We start from the raw sequence: 18,075 nt of genomic DNA on the forward strand, positions 1-18,075 counted from the left end.
GGCCGCTACTTGTGGGCGGCCTGGTAGGCGGCCTGGACCTCGGAGGGGATGCGTCCGCGGTCGGAGACCGGGTGGCCGTTGGCGTTCGCCCACTCGCGGATGGCCTTGAGCTGCTTGGGGTCGCTCTTGGAGGCGGTCGCGACGCTCGTGGCGGCCGCGGGGCGCGAGCCGACGCGGCGGGCGCTCGAGACGAACTTCTCGAGCGCCGAGTGGAGCTCGGCGATGTTGTCGGGGCCGAGATCGATCTCGTAGTTGGCGCCCTCGATGCTGAAGCGGACGGTACCGCCGTCACCGGAATCGATAAGGGTTCCGTCGATATCGTCGACAAGCGTGATCTTCTGGGCCACTTTTCCTCCTGGAGTTCGCGGGACCGGACTGTCTCGACCCGGACCGGAAGAGACATTACCCCCTTTCACAATCGAGTGCGCCATGAATGGCGCCATTCGTCCCTTTCTCGCGCCATGTCGAGGGGAATGTTCAGGATAAGCGGAGGCAATCAGGGCGGAATCGAGCTGTTCGCCACCAGCCGTCGAATAGAGGACACGGTGTCCGCAGACGGCCGTAACGATTCCGGACACCGATCGCGCGCATTCCCGGGAACCGGACCCGGCGATTCCGATCACGCCCCGGTCTTCGTTAGCGTGGAGTCATGGCACGACGAGGCGGACCCCCTGCACGCCCGGCGCGACCCGGTCCGTACCGCAATGCGGAGGCTCGGGAAGCACTGGAGGCGCTCGTCGCCGCTCCCACCGCCGAGGCCGTCGACCGGCTGCTCGAGGCCTGCCTCGACGGCTCCCTCGTGGTCGACGTCACGGGCTCCCAGCCCGGAGGCGTGCCGCACGTCCGCACCGTCGCGACGACCACCGGGGAGCAGGTCCTGCCGCTGTTCACCTCCACGGACGAGGTGCGCACCGCGGTCCCCCGGCAGCAGCATCCGCGGGTGCAGATGCTGGTCCTCCCCGGACGCGAGGCCTTCGCGCTGATCCGCACCGCCGACTTCGTCGCCGTGCAGCTCGACCCCGGCTCGATCGCCCAGGTCGTCACCCGTTCGTTCGTCGAACGGGCTCTGGACGCCGAACGGCCGTAGAGTGTGGCCCCCGGCGGGGCAGCGCCGGCGTCACCCCGTCCTCCGAGGTCAGGAGCCCGCCATGTCCGACACGACCCTCGCCGCCACCGGCCTCGACGCGCGAGCCGGCACCTGGTCCTGCATCCTGTTCGACCTCGACGGCACGATCACCGACTCGGCCCCCGGCATCACCGGCACCCTCGTCGAGACCTTCGTCGAGCTGGGCCGACCCGTGCCCGCTCCGGCCGAGCTGCTGGCCTACGTCGGCCCTCCGCTGCTCGAGGCGTTCCGCGAGCTCGGCGGGATGACCGTGGAGGAGGCGCAGGCCGCGCTCGTGGTCTACCGCCGCCGCTACAACGCGGGCGGGCTGTTCGACTCCTCGGTCTACCCGGGGCTGCCCGAGGTGCTCGCGCGCATCGCCGAGGCCGGCGTGCCGCTCTCGCTCGCGACCTCCAAGCCGGAGTCGGCGGCCACGCGCATCCTCGAGCACTACGGCCTGGCGCAGTACTTCACGGTGATCTGCGGCGCCTCCGAGGACGAGGTCCGCAGCGCCAAGGCCGACGTCGTGGAGGAGGCGCTGCGCCGGCTCCGCGAGCTCGGCGTCGACCTCTCGGCACCGGTGATGGTGGGCGACCGCGAGCACGACGTGCAGGGCGCCGCCGCCCACGGCGTGCCGACGATCATGGTCGAGTGGGGATACGGATCGCCGCTCGAGGCGGTCGGGACGATCGCGCTGGTGTCCGGTGCCGAGGAGCTCGCGGACCTCCTGCTCCCGTGACCTGCGTACGATGAGGGCATGACTGGTCTGGGCGTCGTCCTCTCGTTCGTGCTGTTCCTCGGCGGGATCCTCGTTCTCGGCAACTCGTTCCTGCTGCCCGACATCGCCGGGTTCCTCTTCGTCGGCGGCATCCTGATGATCTCGGGATCGCTCGCCGTCGCGTTCCACGTCCTGCCGAAGTCGCAGTAGCAGGGTCGCTCCGGGCGGCCGCCTCCGCGGCTCGCCGCTCAGCTCAGCGTGCTCGCGTCGAGGTTGACGACTGCATTGATGTAGACCGCCTCGCCGGCTCCGGCGATCGTCGGGTTCATCCGGAGCAGCTGCTGCACCGGGATCCCGAAGCGCTGCGCGATGTCGAAGAACGTGTCGTCCTGCACCACGGTGTAGCTCACGATGTCCCCCTCCCCGTCGCGGGTCGGCTCGCCGTTCGCTCCGGGAACCGCGCCGTTGTCGACCGCGAAGGCCGTCTCGGGGATGTCCGGCGTCGCGTTCGGCGTGAAGGTGACCGTCGCCTCGGGGACCGGCGCGAAGACCGTGGCCGTCGCTTGCGGGAGCGCCGCCGTGACGGTCGGGTCCGGCACCGGAGTCGGCGTCGCCGTGGCGAACACGGTGACCGTGACCGTGGGAGCCGGGGCGGGCGCCGAGCACCCCGCGAGCGCGAGCACCCCGGCCAGTACCGTCGCTCCGATGACCGTCCTGCGCATGTCCCCCGCCCTCCGCGCGCCCCGCGGCGCCCGCTCCACCCTAGGAGACGGGACGGCCGGGGGCACGTGCGCTGTCGCAGGAGGGCGGTGCTGCGGATCCACCCTCGTGCAGGGAGCTCCGCGGTCGTCCGGACCGGGTCGGCCTCACCGGGACCGGGTCAGGACGGGGGCTCGGGGAGCAGGCGCAGCCCGCCGCCGCTGTTCGCCGCGTCCATCAGGAGCTCGACCCAGGTCGGGTTGATCGTCGGCTGCCGGCTCCCCGCGAAGTGGAACTGCAGGGCGATGTTCGGGTTCATCCAGAAGGAGTGGCGGCCGCGCGCGCCCTCGGGCATCGAGTCGAGGGTGAGGCTGAAGCGCTCGTCGCGGCGGAACTTCGCGTAGATCACGATCTGGAGGTGGGCCAGGGTCCGGTCCTCGATCTCGATGACGGCGGGAGGAGTGCCGTAGAGGAATTGACCCATGCCGCCAGACTATAGGCCCCTCGGCTTATTACTAGTCCGTCTAGCTATTTCGCCGCGGAGGGTTCCGCGTCGTCCGCTTCGTCCGTATCGTGCCCGTCGCCGTGCTCCGCGTCGATCTCGTCGACGGCCGCGCTCATCCGGCGGAGGAAGTTGACCACGACCTCGGCCTCGGGTGCGTCCAGGTCCTCGGCGATCTCGAGCATCCGGCGGTGCATCTCCTGGAGCGTGGCGCGCACCTCGTCGTCGCTGTCGACGGTCGCCTCCACGACGATCCCGCGCCGGTCGGTCGGGTTGGGCTTGCGCACGAGGTGGCCGCTGCGGACCAGGCGGTCGATGAGGACCGTGGTCGACGCGGACGAGATGGAGAGGTGCGAGGCCAGGTCCTTGCCGGTCACCAGCTCGCCCTTGCGCTGCTGGCGGAGCAGGTACTGGATGGCGATCAGGTCCGTCTCGCCCATCGCCATCCGCTCGCGCGTGCGGCGGCGCATCGAGACCTCGGAGACGCGGTACGTGCGCATCGCGCTCAGCACCTCGACAGCGCGGCGGGTGGACGACTCGTCCGGGTACCAGTACCCGGCGCCGCTCCGCAGGCTCGTGTCGCTCATCCGCACATCCTAGACCGGCTGATCACCAGGCCGTCTAGCGAGTCGCCCGCGCCTACGCTGGACCGGTGACCGCCACCCTCGTCGCCAAGGGCCTCTCCGGAGGCTATGCGCACCGCACCCTGTTCGACGGACTCGACCTGACGGTCGCCCCCGGGGACGTGGTGGGCGTCGTGGGGGCGAACGGAGCCGGCAAGTCGACGCTCCTGCGCATCCTCGCGGGCGAGACGGCTCCGCTCGAGGGCTCCGTCGTGCTCTCGCCGGGCGACGCCTTCGTCGGCTGGCTGCCTCAGGAGCACGAGCGCCGCGAGGGCGAGACCGTCGCCGGCTACATCGCGCGCCGCACCGGCTGCGCCGAGGCCTCCGCCGAGCTCGACGCCGCCGCCTCCGCCCTGGCCGACCCCGATCCCGACGGCTCGATCGCCGACCGCTACGCCCTCGCGCTCGACCGCTGGCTCGCGAGCGGCGCGGCCGACCTCGACGAGCGCACCCCGGTCGTCCTGGCCGACCTGGGCCTGTCGCTCGGCGCCGCGGCCGCCTCCTCGACGATGACCTCCCTCTCCGGCGGGCAGGCGGCGCGGGTGGGCCTCGCGGCACTGCTGCTCTCGCGCTTCGACGTGGTGCTGCTCGACGAGCCGACCAACGACCTCGACCTCGACGGCCTGGAGCGCCTGGAGGCCTTCGTCCGCGGACTCCGCGGCGGCGCGGTCCTCGTGAGCCACGACCGGGAGTTCCTCGCCCGCAGCGTGACCCGCGTGCTCGAGCTCGATCTCGCGCAGGGCACCAACCGGGTCTACGGAGGCGGCTACGACGCGTTCCTGGAGGAGCGCGAGACCGCGCGCCGCCAGCGCCGCGAGAAGTACGAGGACTTCGCCGAGCAGAAGGCCGACCTGGTCTCCCGCGCCCGCACCCAGCGGGAGTGGTCGAGCCAGGGCGTGCGCAACGCGATGAAGAAGGCCCCCGACAACGACAAGATCCGCCGCAAGGCCTCGGCGGAGTCGAGCGAGAAGCAGGCGCAGAAGGTGCGCCAGATGGAGAGCCGGATCGCGCGGCTCGAGGAGGTCGAGGAGCCGCGCAAGGAGTGGCAGCTCGCCTTCACGATCGGCAGCGCCCCGCGCTCGAGCTCGGTCGTCTCGACGCTGAACGGCGCGGTCGCCCGCCGCGGCGCCTTCACGCTCGGGCCGGTGTCGCTCCAGGTCGACGCGGGCGACCGGATCGGCATCACCGGGCCCAACGGCGCCGGCAAGTCGACGCTGCTGTCGCTCCTCCTCGGCCGCGCCGAGCCGGAGGAGGGCGGCGCCTCTCTCGGAGCGAGCGTGGCGATCGGCGAGATCGATCAGGCCCGCGGGATGCTCGCCGCCGAGGTGCCGCTCGCGGACGCGTTCGAGGCGCTGGTGCCCGAGTGGCCGACCGCCGAGGTCCGCACGCTGCTGGCGAAGTTCGGGCTGAAGGCCGATCACGTCGGCCGCCGCGTCGGCGAGCTGTCGCCGGGCGAGCGGACGCGGGCCGCCCTGGCGCTCCTCCAGGCCCGCGGCACGAACCTCCTGGTGCTCGACGAGCCGACCAACCACCTCGACCTCGTCGCCATCGAGCAGCTGGAGGAGGCGCTCGAGGCGTACGAGGGCACCCTGCTGCTGGTCACCCACGACCGGCGGATGCTCGAGACGGTGCAGCTGACGCGGCACTGGCACGTCGAGGCGGGCGTCGTCACGGAGGCGTGACGCCCGCCGCCGCGTCAGTCCCCGGAGGCGCGGGCCGCCTCGTCCTCGCGCCAGCCGGCCTCCTTCTGCACGTACTCGTTGTCGGCGAACTCCGCGAAGTCGCTCTCGTCGGTGATCCGGCGCACTTCGAGGCGGTTGCCGGGCACCAGGGGGCAGCGCAGCGCCCACTCGCGGGCCTGCTCCTTGGAGTCGACCCCGATGATCCAGAAGCCGTTGAAGAGCGACTCGGTCGGGCCGTAGGCGCCGTCGACGACGGTCGGCGGCTCGGAGGAGAAGTCGACCACGAAGCCGGAGGAGTCGACGTCGTCGGCCAGGCCGTCGCCCGAGAGCAGCACGCCCGCCTCGATCATCGCCTCGTTGTACTGCCCCATCCGGGTGATGATCTCGTCGAACGGGATCGAGGCGTAGGCCTCCTTCGCCGCATCGGTCGCGCGCATGATCAGCATGTACTTCATCGGGTCTCCCTGGGGTCGGTGCGCGGGGGCGCAGGGCCTACTCTGGCCCCTCCGGGGCGCCGGCGGAACGGCGGGTCCCGAGCGTCTCCGCCGCGGCGGCGAGCGCGGAGCGGCGGACCTTGCCCGCATCGCTCCGGACGGGCTCGTGCACGATCCGGAGAGCCCGGAGGCGCCGCTCGGCGCCCAGCTCGGCGTTCGCCCGAGCGAGCAGGCCGGCCGGGTCCGCGTCCGCCTCGCCCACGTCGACGACCGCCTCCACCGCCTGCCCCAGCTCCGCGTCCGGCACGCCGAAGGCGACCGCCCCGCGGACTCCGGGCAGCGCCTCCAGCACCCGCTCGATCTCCGCCGGCCAGACGCTCACTCCGCCCCGGAGGATCAGGTCGTCGGCGCGGTCGACCACCCAGAGCCACCCGTCCCCGTCGACGCGGCCGACGTCGCCGAGGGTGTCCCAGCCCTCCTCCGTCCGCCGCGAGCCTGCGCCGAGGTAGCGGTAGGCGGGGGTCTCCCCGCGGTGCAGCCAGATGCGGCCGAGCTCGCCGGTCGGAGCCTGCGTGCCGTCCTCCCGCAGGATGCGGAGCGTCGTCCCGCCGATCGGCCGCCCGACACTGCCCGGGTGCTCCAGCCACTCCCGGCCCGTGATCATCGTCAGCCCGTTCGACTCGCTGCCCGCGTAGACCTCGACCACCCGCTCCGGCCCGAGCCAGCCGATCAGCGCCCGCTTGTCGGCGGGCGCGCAGGGCGCTCCGAGGTGCAGCACCGTCGCGAGCGAGGACACGTCCGTCCTCGACCGCTCGGGCGCGGCCAGCAGGCGGCGGATCGTGGTCGGGACGAGCAGAGTCCAGGTCACGCGGTGCTCCTCGATCGCGGCGAGGACCCGGGCGGCGTCGAACCGCGGCAGCAGCACCAGGCGCTGCCCGGTCATCAGCCCGCGGAAGGCGTAGGTGAAGGTCGCCGAGTGCATCAGCGGGCCGCTCACCAGCTGCACGCCCTCGCGCGGCAGGAACGGCGCGACCGGCGCGTCCGGATCCAGCAGCGCCGGGCCCGCGGCCAGCACCACCTTCGGCCGCCCCGTGCTGCCGGAGGAGGTGGGCGCCTTCCAGGACGAGGCCCACCGGTCCTCGAGCGGGCCGGCCGGCACCTCCGGCCCGGGCCGCCAGTCGCCCGCGCGCCACGGGACAGCGGAGGAGGAGGGCGCGCCGATGACGAGCGCCGGCCGCGCGATCCGCTCCACCTCGGCGCGCTCCGCCGCCGACAGCCCGGTCGAGACCGGCTGCGGCACGGCGCCCGCCTTCCAGATCGCCGCGCAGACGACGAGCGCGTCCAGCGAGTTCGGGAGCGAGACGGTGACGAGGTCGTCGGTCCGGACGCCGAGCTCGCGGTAGGCGCGGGCGAGGCGGGCGCTCTCGCGGTCCAGCTCCCCCGCCGTCAGCGCGCCCTCGTCCGCCACGGCGACGATCCGGTCGGGATCGGCGTCGGCGAGGCCGGTGAGGATGCGCGAGATCGACCGGCGGGTCACCGGCGACGCCCGATCGTGTCCACGCTGCAGGACGGAGTCATCCGGGGGCGCCCGCTCTCGCGGATCCTGGCCCGTCCGGAGGAGTTCCTCCCGAGTCCTGGACCGAGCCGTCGAGCACGCGCTCGTAGAACCGCAGGTGCGCGGCCGCGACGTCGTCCCAGGAGTGCGAGGCGGCCAGGGCCCGACCGTCCGGCGAGGGCAGCGTCAGGGCCTCCTCCAGCGCGTCGGCGAAGGAGGCGGGGTCCCGCCCGTAGCGGACCGCGTCCCCGAACACCTCGCGGATCACCGGCAGCTCCCGCGCCACGACCGGCACCCCCGCGGCGAGCGCCTCCATCGCCGCCAGCCCGAACCCCTCCTTCACCGAGACGAAGCCCAGCGCGGAGGCGCCGGCGACGAGCGGAGCGAGCCTCTCCTCCGCAACGGTGCCGAGGATCACCGGGGCGACCCCGAGCTCGAGAGCCCTCCGGTCGAAGGCGGCCCGGTACTCGCGGTAGTCGAACAGGGTCTCGCCGCCGCCGAGCACCAGCGCGACGTCGTGGCCGCGCTCGCGCAGCAGAGCCCACGCCTCGAGCAGCTCGATGCTGCCCTTCCTCGGCTCGATGCCGCCGAGGGCGAGGAGGTACGGGCCGAGCTCGGCCCGCCACCCCCCGGTCAGCGGATCGTCGACGGCGGCCGCGAACCGCGCCGCGTCGACACCGTTCGGGATCACGTCGGGCAGCAGCCCCCAGCCCGCGCGCACCTCCTCGGCGACCGCGGCGGACACGCACAGCCGGGCCCGGGGGAGCCGGACGGCGCAGTCGTGGCAGGCCCGCAGCTCCGGGGTGGTGAAGTCGTCCAGGTGGTGGATCGTGCGGATCGGCGCGAGTCCGGCGGCGAGTGCCGCGTTGGCCGAGATGCAGTCCTGCGCGTGGACGACCGCGGCGTCCTCACCCCGCAGGGCCTCGGCCATCGCCGCGATGGACCGCACGATGCGGGCGCCGACCTGCTCGCCCTCGCGGTGCGGGAAGGGCACCACCCGCACGCTCACCAACGGATCGACGGGGCGGAAGAAGGAGTCGTCGCCACCTCGGGCGAGGGTGCGCACCGTGACGTCGTGTCCGGCGCGCGCGAGCGCCTCGGCGAGGGCGAGGGTGTGCACCACCCCGCCGCGCGGCCGGGTGGAGTAGGTCAGCAGGCAGATCCGCATCTCAGCTCCGGTAGGCGTGCTCCGCGCGGTCGCGGAGGTGGTGCATCGTGCGGCGGGCGCGGGCGACGGAGCCGGCGACGTCGGCGGAGGCGAGTGCGAGCCCGCCCTTCGCCCAGGTCTTCGCGATGATCTCTCCCGCCGGGTCCACGACCTTCGCCTGCCCGAGGAACCGCAAGCCGCCGAGCACGCCGGTCTGGTTCGAGGAGACGAGGTAGACCTGGTTCTCGGCGGCGCGGGCGCAGTCGTACAGATCGAACAGGTGGGCCTGGCGGTCGTTGCGGATCCGGTCGGAGCGGTCCGTCACGCTCGCGGGCCACGCGCTGAGGCAGGCCAGCACCTCCGCGCCGTCCAGGGCCAGCGAGCGCGAGGACTCCGGGAAGGTCTTGTCGAAGTCGATCAGCATCCCCATCCTCCCGATCGGCGAGTCGAAGGCGGCGAAGCCGCTGCCCGGCAGGTACGCCTCGGACTCGCCCAGCGGCAGGTGGACCTTGCGGTGCGTGCCGATCACGCGCCCGCCGTGCACGCACACCGCGGTGTCGTAGCGGAGCTCGCGCCCGCCCTCGAGCGCCCGCTCCGCGATCCCGAAGCACACGGTGAGATCGCCCGCCAGCTCGGCCACCCGGGCGACCTCCGGCCCGTCGAGCTCGAGGCTCGGCGGCAGGTCCGGCCCGGGGTGCTGGAGGTCGAGCAGGTAGCCGCCGAGGGTCGCGTCCGGGAGCACCAGCAGGTCGACCGAGCGCTCGCGCGCGTGGGCGATGATGCCGGCGAGCTTGGCGAGGGTGCGGTCGATGTCGCGACCGAAGTGCGCTGCGACCGCACCCATCACCGTCTCCGTCATGCGAGGAGGCTATCCGGCGAGATCCGGCTGGCGCTCCCGCGTGAAGCGCCCCGCCTCGCGGACGCGCCGGACCTCCTCCGCCAGGTGCGCCGCATCGCGGGCGATCGCCTCGAAGCGGCCGGACCCCCAGGTGTGCAGCCACGGCAGCCCGAGGAACGACAGGCCCGGCACGCTCGTGACTCCGCGCTGGTGGGTGGGGTGGCCGGCACCGTCGAACACGCCGATCTCGACCCAGCGGTAGTCGGAGCGGAACCCGACCGCCCAGACGACGCTGCCGATGCCCGCGAGGTCGAGCTCTGTCGCCTCGGACTCCGGCCGCCAGACCGGACGGTAGCGGGCCTCCTCGGGAGCGTCGATGCCGTGCGCCGCGATGTAGCGGTCGATGTCGTCCTTGATCGACTCCGCGACCGAGTCCGCGTAGTCGAGCGACGCCTCCGCCGTGGGGGCGAAGCGCAGCCGCGACCCCTCCACCTCGGCCAGTCGGCCGTAGAGGTGCATCCCGTCGCGGGCGAAGGCGCGCAGGTCGATGTCCCGCCCGCCCCCGCGCCCCGTCACGTAGTGGTTGGTCGACTCCCGCTTGGTGAGCCCGCCGACCTGCGCGTGGACGGGCACGTCGTACACGCCCATGTCCTGGAGCCAGGCGACGCAGTCGCGGCCCCGGTAGAAGCGCGCCACCCGCGGCGCGCTGCCGAGGGCGAGGTGGACCTCGCGCCCGGCGAGGAAGAGGTCCTCGGCGATCTGCGCGCCCGACTGCCCGGAGCCGACGACGAGCACGCCGCCGGGCGGGAGCGCCTGCGGCGAGCGGTAGTCGGCGGAGTGGAGCTGCAGCACGTCCGCCGGCAGCCGCGCGGCGACGGCGGGGAGGACCGGGCGGTGGTAGCCGCCGGTCGCCACGACGACCTGATCGGCCGTGATCGAGCCCGCGCTCGTGACCAGCTCGAACCCTCCCCCGGCGCGCTCGCGGAGCCGGCTCACCTCCACGCCCTCGACCACGGGGGCGTCGAAGCTCTGCGCGTAGCGGCGCACCCACGCGTGCACCTCGTCGCGCGTCATGAATCCGTCCGGGTCCGGCCCGTCGTACGGGTACCCGGGGAGGCGGCACTGCCAGTTCGGCGTGACGAGGGTGAAGGCGTCCCAGCGGCGGTCGACCCAGTCGTGGCCGATGCTCGCGCGCTCGAGCACCAGGTGCTCGATGCCGTCGTCGACCAGGTGCCGGCTGATCGAGAGCCCGGCCTGCCCGCCTCCGATGACTGCGACCTCGACGTGGCGGCCGGGCTCGATCGCGGCGCTCACGGCCGCACCCGCTGCCCGGCCGGGGCCGGCGGCTCCATCGCGAGCACCCTGACCGTGCCGCCCTCGAAGCGCTGCGCCGTGCGGAGGATGTCGGACTCCTGCTGCATCGCGGAGGTGCAGGCGAACCCGAACCGCTCCCGCACCCGGTCCGACGCGATGCGCAGCGCCTCGCTGGACCGGGAGACGAAGTCCTCGAGCGAGTAGGCGGTCCCGGTCCCGAGGAACTCGTGCACGACCAGGCTCGGCGAGTAGCAGCGCTCCTCCGAGCCGTCCGGCCAGCGGACGTGGAAGGTCATCTCAGGCATGGACGAGTCCTCCGTTCCAGACCCGGTCGATGTCGTAGGCGTCGGGCCGCCGGTCGCGCAGGTGGAACATCCCGCCGCGCATCGCCTCGAAGGCGCCGCGCACGTCGATGTCGGCGACGGCCATGCCTGCTCCGAGCAGCGTCGTCGCGAGCACGTTGCCGCCGGGATCGACGACCTTCGCGTTCCCGACGTAGCGGAGCGAGCCGAAGGTCCCCGACTGGTTCGAGGCGAGCCAGAACACCTGGTTGTCGAGGGCGCGGGCGATGTCGAACTGATTGAACCGGTACGTCCAGCGGTCCTCCTGCAGGTTCTCGGCCGTCGCCGTCCGAGCGGCCGGCCACGCCGAGAGCGAGGCGATGATCTCGGCGCCGTCCAGCGCCATCGACCGCGCCGCCTCGGGGAACGCCTTGTCGTAGCAGATCTGCAGGCCCACCCGGCCGACCGGCGTCTCGAAGGTGCCGTAGCCCGGGCCCGGCGAGTACGAGAGGTGCTCGCCCAGCGGCTGGTGCACCTTCCGGTAGCTGCCGTAGACCTGCCCGCCGTCCAGCAGCGCGGCCGCGTTGTAGCGGGTCTCGCCGTCGTCGTCGAGCTCGCAGAAGCCGATCGCCACCATCAGGTCGCCGACGATCTCCTGCACCCGCCTCAGCTCCGGCCCGTCCAGGCGCACCGCCGGCGGAAGGGAGCGGCGGGTGGTGGCGACCGTGTCGCCGTGGTTGCCGAGCGAGGAGAGGTAGCCGCCGATCGCGGCCTCGGGGAGCACCAGGAAGCGCACTCCCCTCTCGCGGGCCTCCTCGGCCAGGGAGGCGATGAGCGCGTAGTTCTGATCCAGGTCGCGGGTGAAGTTCGCCGCGACCGATCCGACGAGGGTCATCGCGATCGCCTACAGGTTGTAGGTGGAGTTGATGATCGCGCCCTTGCGGGCGTAGTGGATGAGCGCGTCCTGCACGTCGAGCGGGTGGCAGGGGATGCAGCCCTCGATGAGGTCCTCCTCGCGGAGGCCGTGCAGCGCCATGCCGAACCGGCAGACGAAGACGCGGTTGCCCTCCTGGATGAAGGTCTCGATCGCGTTGTTGAGGTTCTGCTCGCCGGGGAATCCGGAGTCGCCGACCGTCGGGAAGCCGCGGGTGGCCATCGCGTTGATGGTGCCGGGCCCGTAGAAGTAGAGCGCGGACTCGTAGCCCTTGCGCGCCGCGCGGGTGGCCTGGAGCACCGCGACGAAGCTGACCGAGGACTCGTGGGCGATGCCGTGCACGAGGGTCAGGTACGACTCCCCCGGCTCGGCCTGGTAGTCGGGGAAGACCTTGGTGGAGCCGTAGAGGTTGCTGCCCTTCGGGAGCGCCGGGTGGGCGATCTCGGAGCGCGACTTCTCGATGTTGGCGCTGACCTGGTCTTCGATCTCCTGGGAGACGGACATGGTTCCTCCTGGTGTCGGTCCGCCGAAGCGGCGTGCGAGTGCATGGCTCCGGCGGGATGCGCTGAGACGACGCGGGAAGACGTCCGCCGGGGTGGAGCAGTGGTGCGGAGTGGAACGCGTCCAGTCAACGGCCGGGATGTTTCGGAGTGGTTTCCACCGGAAGAAGCTCCCGTGACGGCGGATCCGTAACGAGACCGCGTTCCTCCCGTCACGAGGGCGAAACACGAGGCGCCTTGACTGGGGGGTGAGACGACCGCACCGACATCCCGGCCGCCGCTGTGCGCGGCCCGTCCGGCCCGCTCCGCGGTGCCACGAAGGAGTCCTCGTGACCGATCTCCGCAGTCCCTCCCCCGCGTCCTCGCCGCCGGCAACCGGTGCGGCGCACCCGGCCGCCGGCCCGCACCCGGTCGGCGGGGCGCACTCCCCGGGCGGGGCGCACTCGACCGGGATCCGCCGCACCGGCCCCTCCGCCCTCCGCACCCGCGTCGACATCGCCCTGCAGGGCATCCGCGTCGAGGCACCGGTGCACCGCGAGGCCGGCGCCGGCCCGAGCGACGACGGGCACGTGATGCTCGGCGGCCTGGGCGCCGCGATCCCGGTGAACCCCGACAGCCCCTACGTGGTGAGCGGGAACCGCCTCCTGCTCGAGGGCGCCGACATCGGCCTGGACGTGACTCCCGTCCGCCGCCCGCGCTTCTACGATCTCGACACCGCCGACGGCGTCTCCTACGAGAAGATCGCCCGGCTGCACGGCCGTGACATCCTCGCGACCACCGTCGTCCAGACCTGCATGCGCTACGACGAGGCGGAGCGCTGCCGCTTCTGCGCGATCGAGGCCTCGCTCGAAGCCGGTGCGACCATCGCGGTCAAGACCCCGGCCCAGCTCGCCGAGGTCGCGGAGGCGGCGGTCCGCCTCGACGGCGTGCGCCAGATGGTGATGACCACCGGCACCTCCAAGGGCCGCGACCGCGGAGCGGCCCACCTCGCGCGCTGCGTCCGCGCGGTGCTCGCGGCGGTCCCCGGGCTGCCGATCCAGGTGCAGTGCGAGCCGCCCTCCGACGTCTCGGCGCTCCAGGCGCTGAAGGACGCGGGCGCCGTCTCGATCGGCATCCACGTGGAGTCGATGGACGACGCGGTGCGGCAGCGCTGGACCCCGGGCAAGGCGCGGGTCAGCCTGGACGAGTACCGCTGGGCGTGGCGCGAGGCGGTGCGGATCTTCGGCCGCAACCAGGTCTCGACCTACCTCCTGGTGGGCCTCGGCGAGGACCCGGACGAGCTGGTCACGAGCGCCCGCGAGCTGATCGGGATGGGGGTCTACCCCTTCGTGGTGCCCTTCCGTCCGCTGCGCGGGACCCTGGCGACCGAGGTCGACCACGTGCTCCCGCCGGCCGGGTCACTGCTGGAGCGGGTCAGCGCCGAGGTCGCCGCGCTCCTGATCGAGGCCGGGATGCTGAGCAGCGGCCAGAGTGCGGGCTGCGCGGCGTGCGGGGCCTGCGGCGTCCTGAAGACGGCCGGCGCCTGATGGTGGAGCTCTCGATCCTCGAGGGTGTTCGGGTCGCGCCTGCGTTCACGGTGGTGCGGGCGGAGGAGCGCGAGCTCGCCGCGCACCGGGCCCTGCGGCGCGAGGTCTTCGTCGCCGAGCAGGGGCTGTTCGCGGGCGACGACCACGACGACGCCGACGACGATCCGCGCTCGGTGGTGCTCGTCGCGGTGGCTCCGGACGGCGCGGTGCTCGGCGGGGTCCGGATCGCGCCTGTCGGCGGCGGACGCGATCTGGGCTGGTGGACCGGCAGCCGCCTGGTGGTGGCGCGCGAGGCGCGGGGCGGCTCCGGGATCGGTGCCGCCCTCGTGCGCGCGGCCTGCGCGGAGGCGGAGGCGCGCGGGGTGCTCCGCTTCGAGGCCTCGGTGCAGCTGCGCAACGAGGTGCTGTTCCGGCGGCTCGGCTGGCGGAGGATCGGCACGAGCACCGTCGCCGGAGTCGAGCACGCCCGGATGCGCTGGCCGGTCGACCGGCTCGACCGGGCGGCCACCGCGGCCAAGGCGGCCCTCGGCGCCCTTCTGGCTCCGCTGGCGGCCGAGGGGGGCCTCGGTGGGGCCGGCTTCGTCGGCGACGACGGAGCACCGGTCCCGGGCAGCGACCTGATCGCCGTCTGCGACGCGATCGTCCCGTCCATGGTGGAGCGCCACCCGGAGTGGGCGGGGTGGTGCTCGGTGCTGGTCAACGTCAACGACCTCACCGCGATGGGCGCGACCGGCATCGGGCTGATGGACGCGATCGGCGCTCGCGACGCGGCCGCCGCCGCGCGCATCGTGAGCGGTCTGCGGGCCGCCTCCGCCGCCTGGGGCGTCCCCGTGCTCGGCGGGCACACCCAGCTCGGAGTGCCGGCGGCCCTGAGCGTCACCGGTCTCGGCCGTACCGCGGCGCCGGTGCCGGGCGCCGCCGCTCCGGGCGACGAGCTCTCGCTGACGGCCGACCTCGGCGGCGGCTGGCGGCCCGGCTTCGCGGGCGCCCAGTGGGACTCGACGTCGTCCCGGCGCGCGGAGGAGCTCCGGGCGATGGCCGCCTCCGTCGGACTCGCGCGGCCGAGGGCGGCGAAGGACGTGAGCATGGCCGGGCTGGTGGGGACGGTCGGCATGCTCGCCGAGGCCAGCGGAGGAGGAGCGGTGATCGACCTCGCGGCGGTCCCCGTCCCCGAGGCGGCCGGCACCGCCGACTGGCTCGGCTGCTTCCCCGGCTTCGCGATGATCACCGCCGACCGGCGGGGGGAGTCGCGGATGGGCACACCCTGGACCGCGACGGCCGCGGTGGGGAGCGTCGTCACGGAGCCGGGCGTGCGGCTGCGCTGGCCGGACGGCGAGGAGACGACGGCGATCGCCGGTGCGGTGACGGGGCTCGGCGCAGCGGGCTGACGGGCCGGGCCGGAGGCGCATCGTCCTCGGCGCGGCCGTGAGCCGCAACCCCCGCGCAGACCCTCGCCGAGCGGCGGAGACTGGCGACGGCCCGTTGCTCGACGGGCGCTCATCGACGGAAGGAACGACCCCATGGTGGATCTCGGAGGACTCGCGGACAAGGCGAAGAACGCCGCGAGCAGCGACAAGGGCGAGGAGCTGACCGACAAGGGACTCGACAAGGCGGGCGACGCCGCCGACTCCGCGACCGGCGGGAAGTTCGCCGGGCAGGTCGACAAGGCCCAGGAGGCCGGCGACCAGCACGTCGGCAACGACTGACCCCCGGGGCGGCCCTTCCGCGGTGTCGCGGAGGGCCGCCCGTCCGTCAGTCCCGGACGCCGAGCTCGACGAGCAGCGCCCGCACCACGGCGACGGAGCGATCGGCCGCGTCGTCGACGTGCGCCTCGAACTCGCCGGGGGCGCAGAGGTCCGAGATCCCGCGGACCGAGACAAACGGCAGCCCGTGCACGTGCGCCGTCTGCGCGAGCGCGACCGACTCCATGTCGGTGGCGAGCGCGCCGGGGAAGTCGCTCCGCACGCGGTCCACGTGGGCGCTGGAGACGAAGACGTCGCTCGAGACGATCAGGCCGCGGCGCACCCGGGGCCCCTCGGGCAGCTCGAGCTCCGCGGCGAGCGCCGCGTCGTCCCCGGAGTAGCGGGCGGGCATCCCCGGGACCTGCCCGAGCGCATAGCCGAACGCCCGCGCATCGGCGTCGGTCTGCACGTACTCGGCGCCGATCACGACCTCGCCCACGCGGACGTCGGCGCCCAGGCCGCCGGCGGTCCCCGCGCTCACCACGACCGGCCGGGAGCCGCCCTCCCGAAGGATCGCTGCGGTGAGACCGCCGGCCGCGTTGACGAGGCCGATGCCGGTGCGGACGAGCAGCACCGCGCGGGAGTCGAGCTCGAGCTCCCACTGCAGCGCGTTGCCGACGGCGCGCGGCTCGGAGGCTCTGGACGCGGCGACGAGGAACGGCGCGGCCTCCTCGTCCATCGCGACCAGGACGATCGCCGTGCTCACGCGGTGACCGTCTCCCACTCCGAGCGGTGCGCGAGGAACGTGCGCGCCGCCTCCTGCGCCCCCTCGAGGGAGTGGTTGGCGCCCCAGCCGCACTGGGTCTCGTTGGCGGCCGGGACCTCGTCGGCCTCGGTGATGTCCTGGAGCGTCGCCTCGACCAGGCCGAGCACCTCGGAGAGCTCGGGCTCGCCCGAGAGGAGCAGGTAGAAGCCGGTCTGGCAGCCCATCGGCGAGAAGTCGATCACGCGGTCGGAGTGGTTGCGGGACTTCTCGGCGAACAGGTGCTCGAGCGAGTGCACGGTGGGCATCTCGAGGTGCCCGCGGTTGGGCTGGGTGAAGCGCACGTCGTACTTGACGAGGTGGTCGCCTCCGGGCAGCGTCTTCGCGTCGGCGAGGCGCACGTACGGCGCGGCGACGGTGCGGTGGTCGAGGTTGAACGACTCGACGTTCATGCGCGGCTGATCCACGGTGGTCTCCTTCACTGGGGGTCCCTCCATTGTCCTCCGCTCCGCGGAGCGGACGCCGACCCCGGCGGATCCGGCTGCTTCTTCTCCGGGGCTGCGCCCGGATGCGAGGGCGGAACGGAGATCCCCGATCGACCGGGCGGAGGGGTGGCCGGAGCGGGGCGGCCGTACGCGGGCGGGTAGCGGAGGGCCGTCGAGCCGTCGTTCGCAGTCGTCTTCCCGGTCGTCGTTCCTCCTCCTCGGCGTGCGGGGCGGCGTCCTCGGTCCACTCGACCACGGACTGGTCGGGCACGGAGAGCAAGCGTGCCGTCGCGCCCGACGCGGCGGGGACCCGGGCCCCTGGGCGGTGGAGAACGGGCCGCTCCGATCCCTGGGGAGGAGCCTCGGCCGCTCCTCAGAACAGGTCCGAGAACCCCATCACGACGAGGTTCGCGTGCGAGGTCCGCAGGCAGTCGAGCGCGCTCCGCCCGTAGCGCTCGTCCTGCTCGACGAGGAGGTGGTCGACGCCGAGCGCGAGGCTCGTCCCGATGATCCCCGGGAAGTCGAGGTTGCCCTCCCCCACCTCGGCGAACTGCACGTTCGAGGTGAAGGCGTGCACGGACCACCCGCCGGACATGTCGGCGGGCGGCCCGACCCGGTAGTCCTTCAGGTGCACCAGGGCGACGCGCTCCCCGTACCGGCGCAGCGTCGTCACGGGATCGAGCCCGCCCCGCTGCACCCAGTGCACGTCGAGCTCGAGCCCCAGCAGCGGAGCCCGGTCGGCGACGACGTCGAGCAGGAGGCGGCCGTCGTGCCGCGCGAACTCGTGGTGGTGGTTGTGGAGCAGCAGCCGCAGCCCGTCGTCGCGGAGCCTCGCCGCGGCGGCCTGGCAGCGGTCGGCGAAGTCGAGCAGAGCGGCCGGCGAGGCCGCCGCGGAGGCGGGCAGCATGCCGATCCGGACCGTGCGCGTGCCGAGCGCGCGGGCGTCGGCGACGATCCCGGCGAGCCCGCCCTCGAGCGCGGCGCCCGGGGAGTCCCCCGGTGCCAGGCCCGCCGAGATCGCCGCGATCTCGACGCCGAGCTCGTCCCGCGCCCGCTGCAGCTCGGCCACGGTGGCCGCCGTCAGCGGGATCTGCGAGATCTCCACCGACCGGAAGCCGATCGCTCGGACCTCCCGGAGCGTCGCGAAGGCGCCCGCCGAGGCGAACGCGTCCTTCAGCATCATCGCCTGCACGCCGATCCTGGTCACGGCAGTCCTCCCGGTCGCGGTGGGGGCCGGCGTCTCCGCGGCCCGGAACGCCCCCGACGGTAGAGGCGCGCTTCCGATCT

Annotated in this window: 22 protein-coding genes; 7 read left to right on the forward strand and 15 right to left on the reverse strand. The window is 73.5% G+C overall.

The window, feature by feature from the left end; genetic code table 11:
• Positions 1–5 precede the first annotated feature (5 nt).
• Positions 6–347, reverse strand: coding sequence for an Lsr2 family protein (locus tag C5C10_RS02050; protein WP_104222624.1), 342 nt, complete (start codon positions 345–347; stop codon positions 6–8).
• 302 nt (positions 348–649) lie between these two features.
• Between C5C10_RS02050 and C5C10_RS02055 the strand changes: the two genes are divergently transcribed.
• The 3 genes from C5C10_RS02055 (at position 650) to C5C10_RS17700 (ending at position 2,033) form a co-directional block, all read left to right on the forward strand.
• The gene (locus tag C5C10_RS02055; RefSeq protein ID WP_104222625.1) at positions 650–1,087 is read left to right on the forward strand and encodes an SseB family protein; all 438 of its coding nucleotides are present in this window, start codon (positions 650–652) and stop codon (positions 1,085–1,087) included.
• Positions 1,088–1,148: 61 nt separating this feature from the next.
• Positions 1,149–1,844: an HAD hydrolase-like protein gene (locus C5C10_RS02060; protein ID WP_104222626.1), complete on the forward strand. Its 696-nt coding sequence runs from the start codon at positions 1,149–1,151 to the stop codon at positions 1,842–1,844.
• Positions 1,845–1,862: 18 nt separating this feature from the next.
• Positions 1,863–2,033, forward strand: coding sequence for a hypothetical protein (locus tag C5C10_RS17700; RefSeq protein WP_159911733.1), 171 nt, complete (start codon positions 1,863–1,865; stop codon positions 2,031–2,033).
• Positions 2,034–2,071: 38 nt separating this feature from the next.
• Here C5C10_RS17700 and C5C10_RS02065 read toward each other — a convergent pair whose 3' ends face one another.
• The 3 genes from C5C10_RS02065 to C5C10_RS02075 all read right to left on the reverse strand — a co-directional run bounded on the left by C5C10_RS02065 (position 2,072) and on the right by C5C10_RS02075 (position 3,611).
• The gene (locus tag C5C10_RS02065; RefSeq protein WP_104328395.1) at positions 2,072–2,545 is read right to left on the reverse strand and encodes a LysM domain-containing protein; all 474 of its coding nucleotides are present in this window, start codon (positions 2,543–2,545) and stop codon (positions 2,072–2,074) included.
• Between the two features lie 158 nt (positions 2,546–2,703).
• Positions 2,704–3,006, reverse strand: coding sequence for an ATP-dependent DNA ligase (locus C5C10_RS02070; protein ID WP_104225758.1), 303 nt, complete (start codon positions 3,004–3,006; stop codon positions 2,704–2,706).
• A gap of 44 nt (positions 3,007–3,050) precedes the next feature.
• Positions 3,051–3,611, reverse strand: a complete 561-nt coding sequence (locus C5C10_RS02075) for a MarR family winged helix-turn-helix transcriptional regulator (RefSeq protein WP_104250276.1) — start codon at positions 3,609–3,611, stop codon at positions 3,051–3,053.
• Positions 3,612–3,676: 65 nt separating this feature from the next.
• On the opposite strand from C5C10_RS02075, the gene C5C10_RS02080 reads away from it, so the two are divergent.
• Complete coding sequence (locus C5C10_RS02080; protein WP_104222629.1) at positions 3,677–5,329, forward strand: ABC-F family ATP-binding cassette domain-containing protein; 1,653 nt, start codon at positions 3,677–3,679, stop codon at positions 5,327–5,329.
• A gap of 14 nt (positions 5,330–5,343) precedes the next feature.
• Here the strand turns inward: C5C10_RS02080 and C5C10_RS02085 are convergent, their stop codons facing one another.
• From C5C10_RS02085 to C5C10_RS02120, 8 genes are read right to left on the reverse strand one after another with little or no spacing between them, the layout of a single operon-like run.
• Positions 5,344–5,784, reverse strand: coding sequence for a YciI family protein (locus C5C10_RS02085; protein WP_104328396.1), 441 nt, complete (start codon positions 5,782–5,784; stop codon positions 5,344–5,346).
• 37 nt (positions 5,785–5,821) lie between these two features.
• Positions 5,822–7,300 (reverse strand): AMP-binding protein, encoded by a 1,479-nt coding sequence (locus C5C10_RS02090; RefSeq protein WP_104328397.1) that lies wholly within the window; start codon positions 7,298–7,300, stop codon positions 5,822–5,824.
• A gap of 37 nt (positions 7,301–7,337) precedes the next feature.
• Positions 7,338–8,486: an MSMEG_0565 family glycosyltransferase gene (locus C5C10_RS02095; RefSeq protein WP_104328398.1), complete on the reverse strand. Its 1,149-nt coding sequence runs from the start codon at positions 8,484–8,486 to the stop codon at positions 7,338–7,340.
• Between the two features lies 1 nt (position 8,487).
• Positions 8,488–9,324, reverse strand: a complete 837-nt coding sequence (locus C5C10_RS02100) for a carbon-nitrogen hydrolase family protein (RefSeq protein ID WP_104308168.1) — start codon at positions 9,322–9,324, stop codon at positions 8,488–8,490.
• A gap of 9 nt (positions 9,325–9,333) precedes the next feature.
• Positions 9,334–10,617: an MSMEG_0569 family flavin-dependent oxidoreductase gene (locus C5C10_RS02105; protein ID WP_219813225.1), complete on the reverse strand. Its 1,284-nt coding sequence runs from the start codon at positions 10,615–10,617 to the stop codon at positions 9,334–9,336.
• Entirely contained in the window at positions 10,614–10,922 is a 309-nt protein-coding gene (locus tag C5C10_RS02110; RefSeq protein ID WP_104328399.1) for an MSMEG_0570 family nitrogen starvation response protein, read from the reverse strand. Before C5C10_RS02110 ends, C5C10_RS02105 begins: the two co-directional genes overlap by 4 nt.
• Positions 10,915–11,793, reverse strand: a complete 879-nt coding sequence (locus C5C10_RS02115) for a carbon-nitrogen hydrolase family protein (RefSeq protein ID WP_104328400.1) — start codon at positions 11,791–11,793, stop codon at positions 10,915–10,917. Before C5C10_RS02115 ends, C5C10_RS02110 begins: the two co-directional genes overlap by 8 nt.
• 9 nt (positions 11,794–11,802) lie before the next feature.
• Positions 11,803–12,336 (reverse strand): MSMEG_0572/Sll0783 family nitrogen starvation response protein, encoded by a 534-nt coding sequence (locus C5C10_RS02120; RefSeq protein ID WP_104275519.1) that lies wholly within the window; start codon positions 12,334–12,336, stop codon positions 11,803–11,805.
• A gap of 325 nt (positions 12,337–12,661) precedes the next feature.
• Between C5C10_RS02120 and C5C10_RS02125 the strand changes: the two genes are divergently transcribed.
• The 3 genes from C5C10_RS02125 to C5C10_RS02135 all read left to right on the forward strand — a co-directional run bounded on the left by C5C10_RS02125 (position 12,662) and on the right by C5C10_RS02135 (position 15,564).
• Positions 12,662–13,858: an MSMEG_0568 family radical SAM protein gene (locus C5C10_RS02125; protein ID WP_258059779.1), complete on the forward strand. Its 1,197-nt coding sequence runs from the start codon at positions 12,662–12,664 to the stop codon at positions 13,856–13,858.
• On the forward strand, positions 13,858–15,246 hold the full coding sequence (locus tag C5C10_RS02130) for an MSMEG_0567/sll0787 family protein (protein ID WP_104222637.1): 1,389 nt from the start codon (positions 13,858–13,860) through the stop codon (positions 15,244–15,246). Before C5C10_RS02125 ends, C5C10_RS02130 begins: the two co-directional genes overlap by 1 nt.
• A 132-nt stretch (positions 15,247–15,378) precedes the next feature.
• Positions 15,379–15,564, forward strand: a complete 186-nt coding sequence (locus C5C10_RS02135; protein WP_104282784.1) for an antitoxin — start codon at positions 15,379–15,381, stop codon at positions 15,562–15,564.
• Positions 15,565–15,610: 46 nt separating this feature from the next.
• On the opposite strand, the gene mtnN is transcribed toward C5C10_RS02135, so the two are convergent.
• The 3 genes from mtnN to C5C10_RS02150 form a co-directional block, all read right to left on the reverse strand.
• Positions 15,611–16,306 carry a 5'-methylthioadenosine/S-adenosylhomocysteine nucleosidase gene (gene mtnN, locus C5C10_RS02140; protein ID WP_258060360.1) on the reverse strand — a complete coding sequence of 232 codons (696 nt, stop codon included), beginning with the start codon at positions 16,304–16,306 and terminating at the stop codon, positions 15,611–15,613.
• On the reverse strand, positions 16,303–16,755 hold the full coding sequence (locus C5C10_RS02145) for an S-ribosylhomocysteine lyase (RefSeq protein WP_104222722.1): 453 nt from the start codon (positions 16,753–16,755) through the stop codon (positions 16,303–16,305). The genes mtnN and C5C10_RS02145 overlap by 4 nt, the downstream gene beginning before the upstream one ends.
• Positions 16,756–17,161: 406 nt before the next feature.
• Positions 17,162–17,995 carry a sugar phosphate isomerase/epimerase gene (locus C5C10_RS02150; RefSeq protein WP_258060361.1) on the reverse strand — a complete coding sequence of 278 codons (834 nt, stop codon included), beginning with the start codon at positions 17,993–17,995 and terminating at the stop codon, positions 17,162–17,164.
• Positions 17,996–18,075: the final 80 nt, after the last annotated feature.

Source organism: Rathayibacter sp. AY1A3 (assembly GCF_002930975.1).
Taxonomy (GTDB): domain Bacteria; phylum Actinomycetota; class Actinomycetes; order Actinomycetales; family Microbacteriaceae; genus Rathayibacter.